The sequence below is a fragment of the Frankia sp. CcMO1 genome (genome assembly GCF_977945845.1).
Map to the genome: position 1 here is coordinate 1 of NZ_CDWTMG010000108.1, position 7024 is coordinate 7024.

At 70.8% G+C, this 7024-nt stretch carries 4 protein-coding genes; all 4 read left to right on the forward strand.

Annotated elements, in window-relative coordinates:
* Positions 1-23 precede the first annotated feature (23 nt).
* Positions 24-1385 carry a tryptophan synthase subunit beta gene (trpB, locus tag AC08OU_RS14090; protein ID WP_476602006.1) on the forward strand — a complete coding sequence of 454 codons (1362 nt, stop codon included), beginning with the start codon at positions 24-26 and terminating at the stop codon, positions 1383-1385.
* Between the two features lie 74 nt (positions 1386-1459).
* Positions 1460-2281: a tryptophan synthase subunit alpha gene (gene trpA / locus AC08OU_RS14095; RefSeq protein WP_462202977.1), complete on the forward strand. Its 822-nt coding sequence runs from the start codon at positions 1460-1462 to the stop codon at positions 2279-2281.
* Between the two features lie 156 nt (positions 2282-2437).
* Entirely contained in the window at positions 2438-3601 is a 1164-nt protein-coding gene (gene lgt / locus AC08OU_RS14100; RefSeq protein WP_462202976.1) for a prolipoprotein diacylglyceryl transferase, read from the forward strand.
* A gap of 263 nt (positions 3602-3864) precedes the next feature.
* On the forward strand, positions 3865-7024 hold a 3160-nt coding region (gene gltB / locus AC08OU_RS14105; protein ID WP_476605081.1), incomplete at its 3' end, for a glutamate synthase large subunit.

Consider the following 7024-nt stretch of genomic DNA (forward strand, 5'->3'; position numbering starts at 1 on the left):
GAAGACAAGTATACAGTCGCACCGTGACCATCCGAACCGCTGCCGAGTCAGTTCGCCCCGCGGCCGCCGGAACCGGGACGCCGTCGAGCTCCGGTCCGGCCCGTCTGGACGCGTCGAGCTGGCAGGCGTTCCCCGACTCCTCGGGGCACTTCGGGCGTTTCGGTGGTCGCTTTGTCCCCGAGGCCCTCATGGCAGCGATGGACGAGCTCACCGCGGCCTACGCGGCGGCCAGGGTGGATCCCGGCTTCACCGCGGAACTGGACGAGCTGCTGGCGAGCTACGCGGGCCGGCCCACTCCGCTCACCGACGCCCACCGGCTCACCGCGCACGTTGGCGGTGCCCGCATCCTGCTCAAGCGTGAGGACCTCGCGCACACCGGTTCCCACAAGATCAATAATGTCCTCGGGCAGTGCCTGCTGACCCGGCGGATGGGCAAGACCCGGGTCATCGCCGAGACCGGAGCCGGTCAGCACGGTGTTGCCACGGCCACCGCCTGCGCTCTGCTCGGCCTGGACTGCGTCGTCTACATGGGCGAGGAGGACACCCGCCGGCAGGCCCTCAACGTCGCCCGGATGCGCCTGCTCGGCGCCGAGGTCGTCGCGGTCACGTCCGGCAGCCGAACGTTGAAGGACGCCATCAACGAGGCCATGCGCGACTGGGTGGCCACCGTTGGCACGACCCACTACTGCATCGGGTCGGTGATGGGCCCGCACCCGTTCCCGATGCTGGTCCGCGATTTCCAGCGGATCATCGGGGTCGAGGCCCGCGCCCAGGTGCTCGACCGTGTCGGCCGGCTGCCCGACGCCGTCGTCGCCTGCGTCGGTGGCGGCTCGAACGCGATGGGCATCTTCCACCCGTTCATCCCCGACGTCGAGGTCGCGCTGATCGGCTGCGAGGCCGGGGGGGACGGGGTCACCACCGGTCGGCACGCCGCGGCGATCGCCGGCGGTTCCGCGGGCGTGCTGCACGGCATGCGGACGTTCCTGCTGCAGGACGAGTTCGGGCAGACCCAGGTCTCCCACTCGATCTCGGCGGGTCTGGACTACCCCGGCATCGGCCCCGAACATGCCCTGCTGCACGAGACTGGTCGGGCGAGCTATCGGGTCGTGGACGACACCGCCGCGATGGAGGCGCTCGCGCTGGTGGCCCGTACCGAGGGCATCCTGGTCGCGATCGAGAGCGCGCACGCCTTCGCGGGTGCCCTCGACGTCGCCCGGGAGCTCGGTCCGGGCGCGGTCGTCGTCGTCAACTGCTCCGGTCGGGGGGACAAGGACGTCGACACCGCCGCCCGCTGGTTCGACCTCCTAGACGAGGCCGATGCCGGCGGGGGCCCCGCCGGCGGTCCGGCGGGGGCCGGCCTGAGGAACCCTGAGGGAGGATCCTGAGGGACCCTGCCTCGGGACCGGCGCAACCAAAGACAGGACACATCGGCCCTCGGGCCCGACGGAACGGACGCACGGTGCAGAGTCGGTTGGACGCAGTGTTCGCGGCGGCCCGCGAGGAGGGGCGGTCGGTGCTGGTCGGCTATCTGCCCGCGGGATTCCCGACGGTGGACGGGGCGATCGAGGCCATGCGGGCCATGGTGGCGGCGGGAGTCGACGTCGTCGAGGTCGGCCTGCCCTACTCCGACCCCACCATGGACGGTCCGGTGATCCAGGATGCGGCGGATGCGGCCCTGCGCGGCGGGGTCACGACGCAGGACGTGATCCGCACCGTCGAGGCCGTCGCCGCGACGGGGGCCCCGACTCTGGTCATGTCCTACTGGAACCCGATCGACCGCTACGGCGCGGCCGCGTTCGCGGCCGATCTCGCCGCTGCCGGGGGCGCCGGGGCGATCACTCCGGACCTGCCGCCCGAAGAGGCCGGGCCCTGGCTCGACGCGTGCGCCGCGCACGGCCTGGCCCCGGTGTTCCTCGTCGCTCCCAGCTCCTCGGACACCCGCCTCCGGCTGGTCGTCGGCGTCGCGCGCGGCTTTGTCTACGCCGCCTCGCTGATGGGTGTCACCGGGACCCGGGCGGCGGTCGGCGAGCGGGCGGCCGATCTGGTCGCCCGGGTGCGGGCCGCCACCGAGCTCCCGGTGGCGGTGGGGCTCGGGGTGAGCACCGCGGCGCAGGCCGCCGAGGTCGCGGGCTTCGCCGACGGTGTGATCGTCGGCTCCGCGCTGGTGAAGGTCCTGCTCGAGGCGGAACGTTCCGGAGCCGGCGCCTCAGCGGGCCTCGCCGGAATCCGTCGGCTCGCCGCGGAACTCGCCGGAGGAGTGCGCGCTCCCGTCCCGGCGTGAACTCCCGGCCGTCCCGGCCCAGCCGTCACAGCTGTCGCCCACATCTATCGCCGCCTATATCACCCCGCTGCGCACCGAGTGGGACACGTGGCTGTGCGACACGTGGCCGGACTACCCCGCGCGTGATGGACGGGTCCACGGGATAGCCTGGCGACCGTGGTTCTTGCCGCTATTCCCAGCCCATCGCGTGGCGTGGTGTATCTCGGGCCGGTGCCGCTGCGCGCCTACGCCCTGATGATCATCATTAGCATCTTCGTCGCCGTATTCGTGACGGGAAGAAGGCTGCGCGCCCGCGGCATGGATCCCATGGTGGCCAGCGAGGTCGCCTACTGGGCCGTCCCGTTCGGCATCGTCGGCGCCCGTGTCTACCACGTGGTCAGCACCCCGGACGCCTACTTCGGCCGGGACGGCAACGTGCTGGACGTCATCAAGATCTGGAACGGCGGGCTGGGTATCTGGGGCGCCATCGCGGGCGGGGCGTTCGGCGCGTGGCTGGCGACCCGGCGCTACGGCATCAGCCTCGCCCTGTTCGGCGACGCCGCGGCGCCGGGCATCATCCTCGCCCAGGCGATCGGACGCTGGGGAAACTGGTTCAACCAGGAGCTGTACGGCAAGGCGAGCACCCTGCCCTGGGCGGTGCGCATCGACGAGAAGCACCAGATCATCCCCGGCGTGTCCACCTACCAGCCGACCTTCCTCTACGAGTTCCTGTGGAACCTGGTGGTGGCCGGGATCCTGTTGGTCGTCGATCGACGGCACCGGCTCGGCCGCGGCAAGCTGTTCTACCTCTACGTCGCGCTCTACACGTTCGGCCGGTTGTGGATCGAGATGCTGCGCATCGACACGGCGAACCAGATCCTCGGGCTGCGGGTCAACGTCTGGACCTCGATCGTTGTCTGTCTGGGGGCGTTGCTGGCGCTGGCGGTCACCCGCCGTCCCGTGGACCCGAATCTGTCCAGGGAGGAGCAGGAGGCCCTCGGGATCGCCCGTTCCCGGCCCGCGACGCGGTCCACGGTGACGACCGCCGGTGCCGGTGCCGCCGACCAGCGAGCGGCCGGTCCCGATCCGGTCGATCCTGATCTGGCCGCTCTCGACTCGGCCGGTCCCGATCCGGCCGATCCCGATCCGGCCGATCCCGGTTCCGCCGGGTCGGTACCCGCCGCCGCGGTGCCCGACGACTCCGGGCCGACCGCCACCACTGCCGCCACCACTGCCGTACCGGCTGGTTCGCAGCAGCAGAGCCGCGGCCTGGCAACGAGATTGCCGGCGAGCGGTGGGCACACGTCGGCCGTTCCGCCGGAGGAGCCGCAGACGCCCTGATGAGACGCCGTCTCCGGCGGGGCCCCGGGCGTCGGCCGGACCGTCGGCCTTCCCCTACTCGTAGTGACCGAGGCCGGGTGGGGAGGTATGATGTCATCTGGCGGTGATTTCCTGGACATATTTGATCACGGCGCATGAGCGGGTCGCGTGGCACACTCGGTAGAGACACGGGGCGCCGGGCCAGCGCCGCCGTGTCGTCACACCACTCGGACAGCGTCGTCCGCACCCCCTTCAGCCCCTGAAGATGGACAGGACTTCGCCGGATGCCGAGTGCGCAAGGTCTTTACGACCCCACCTTCGAACACGACGCCTGTGGCGTCGGCTTCGTCGTCGATGTACACGGCAGGCGCAGTCACGAGCTGGTCGAGCAGGGCCTGACCGTGCTGCGTAACCTCGACCACCGGGGTGCCTCGGGCAGTGACCCGGACACCGGCGACGGAGCCGGCATCCTGGTGCAGGTCCCCGATCTGTTCCTGCGTGACGTCGTCGACTTCGCGCTGCCCGCCCCGGGGCGTTACGCCGTCGGGATCGCCTTCCTGCCGCAGGTCTCGGGGGAGCGGGACGACGCCGTGCGCACCATCAGCCGCATCGTCCGCCAGGAGGGGCTGCGGGTCCTCGGCTGGCGTGAGGTGCCGGTCGTCAGCCACATCGTCGGGCACGCGGCCCACGAGGTTGAGCCGCGGATGCGGCAGCTGTTCCTCGCATTGCCCGGCGGTCTGCCCGCCGCCGGTCCGGTTGAGGGCGGCGCGGGAGACGGGTTCGACCAGGCCGACCTCGAACGCCGGGCGTTCTGCGCCCGCAAGCGGATCCGCCGGGAGACCGGCGTCTACCTGGCGTCGCTGTCGTCACGGACCCTGGTCTACAAGGGGATGCTCACCACCCACCAGCTCTCGGCCTACTTCCCGGACCTCGACGACCCCCGGTTCGCCAGTGCCATCGCGCTGGTGCACAGCCGGTTCTCCACGAACACCTTCCCGAGCTGGCCGCTGGCGCACCCGTACCGGTTCGTCGCCCACAACGGGGAGATCAACACCGTCCGCGGGAACCGGAACTGGATGCGGGCCCGCGAGGCGCTGCTCGCCAGCGACCTGATCCCCGGTGACCTCTCCCGACTGTTTCCCATCTGCGCGGACGGGGCGAGCGACTCGGCGAGCTTCGACGAGGTCCTGGAACTGCTGTACCTGGGTGGTCGCAGCCTTCCGCACGCGGTGCTGATGATGATCCCCGAGGCGTGGGAGAACCACACCGAGATGGACTCGGCGCTGCGCGCCTTCTACCAGTTCCACTCCACGCTGATGGAGCCGTGGGACGGCCCGGCCTCCATCGCGTTCACCGACGGGACGGTCATCGGGACGGTGCTCGACCGTAACGGACTGCGGCCGTCGCGGTACTGGGTCACCGACGACGGCCTGGTCGTGATGGCCTCCGAGGTGGGCGTGCTCGACATCCCGCCGCACAAGGTGGTGCAGAAGGGCCGGCTCCAGCCGGGGCGGATGTTCCTGGTGGACACCGCCGAGGGGCGCATCGTCAGCGACGAGGAGATCAAGTCCGAGCTCGCGAACGCGGCGCCGTACGCGGAGTGGCTGCATGCCGGTCTGATCGAGCTGGACGACCTGCCCGAGCGGGAGCAGCTCCTCTACGGGCACTCCTCGGTGCTGCGTCGCCAGCAGGTGTTCGGCTACACGCTGGAGGAGCTGCGCGTGCTCGTCGCGCCGATGGCGCGCACGGGCGCGGAGCCGATCGGCTCGATGGGCACCGACACGCCGGTGGCGGTGCTCTCCAGCCGTCCCCGGCTGCTGTTCGACTACTTCACCCAGTTGTTCGCGCAGGTCACCAACCCGCCGCTGGACGCGATCCGCGAGGCGCTGGTGACGAGCCTGGGCCGGGTGCTCGGCCCGGAGGGCAACCTGCTCGCGCCGTCCCCGGCGTCCTGCCGGATGGTGCACCTGCCCTATCCGGTGATCAGCAGCAGCCAACTTTCGAAGATCATCGGTATCAATGACGACGGTGACATGCCCGGCTTCGCCTCGGTGACGGTCCGTGGTCTGTATGACGTCGACGGGGGCGGCGCGGCGCTCGCCGCCCGGCTGGCGGAGATCTGCGCCGGGGTCAGCGAGGCCATCGCCGACGGTGCCCGCATCGTCGTGCTCTCCGACCGGGACTCCGACACGCGCAAGGCCCCGATCCCGTCGCTGCTGCTGACCGCCGCCGTGCACCACCACCTGATCCGGGAGCGGACCAGGACGAAGGTCGGCCTCATCGTCGAGTGCGGCGACGCCCGCGAGGTGCACCACATCGCACTGCTCACCGGCTACGGCGCTGCGGCAGTCAACCCGTACCTGGCATTCGAGTCGATCGACAGCCTCATCGCCGAGGGCGAGATCGTCGGGGTGTCCCGGGAGCAGGCCGAGAAGAACATGATCAAGGCGCTCGGCAAGGGCGTGCTGAAGGTGATGTCCAAGATGGGCATCTCGACGGTGGCGAGCTACACCGGCGCCCAGGTCTTCGAGGCGATCGGGCTGTCCCAGGAACTGATCGACGCCTATTTCGCGGGTACCCCGTCGCGCCTCGACGGCGTCGGGCTCGACGTCATCGCGGCGGAGGTGGCCGCGCGGCACCGGCGGGCCTATCCGCCGATCGCTTCCGAGCACGCGCACCGCACGCTGGAGGTCGGCGGCGAGTACCAGTGGCGCCGCGAGGGTGAGCTGCACCTGTTCAACCCGGAGACCGTCTTCCTGCTCCAGCACGCCACCCGCACTCGGCAGTACGAGACCTTCCAGAAGTACACCGCCCGGGTCGACGGCCTGTCCCGGGAGAACGCGACGCTGCGGGGTCTGTTCGAGCTGCGTACCGGGGTGCGCACGCCGGTGCCGATCGAGGAGGTCGAGCCGGCCTCGGAGATCGTCAAGCGGTTCGCGACCGGCGCCATGTCCTACGGCTCGATCAGCGCCGAGGCGCACGAGACGCTGGCTATCGCCATGAACCGGCTCGGCGGGAAGTCGAACACCGGCGAGGGCGGCGAGGACGCGGAGCGGTTCACGCCGGACGCGAACGGGGACCTGCGCCGCTCCGCGGTCAAGCAGGTCGCCAGCGGCCGGTTCGGGGTGACCAGCGAGTACCTCGCCAACGCCGACGACATCCAGATCAAGATGGCCCAGGGGGCGAAGCCCGGCGAGGGGGGGCAGCTTCCTGGCCACAAGGTCTACCCGTGGATCGCGAAGACGCGGCACTCGACGCCCGGTGTCGGGCTCATCTCCCCGCCGCCGCACCATGACATCTACTCGATCGAGGACCTCGCCCAGCTCATCCACGACCTGAAGAACGCCAACCCCAAGGCCCGGGTGCACGTCAAGCTGGTCGCCGAGGTCGGCGTCGGCACGGTCGCCGCCGGGGTCTCCAAGGCGCACGCCGACGTGGTGCTGA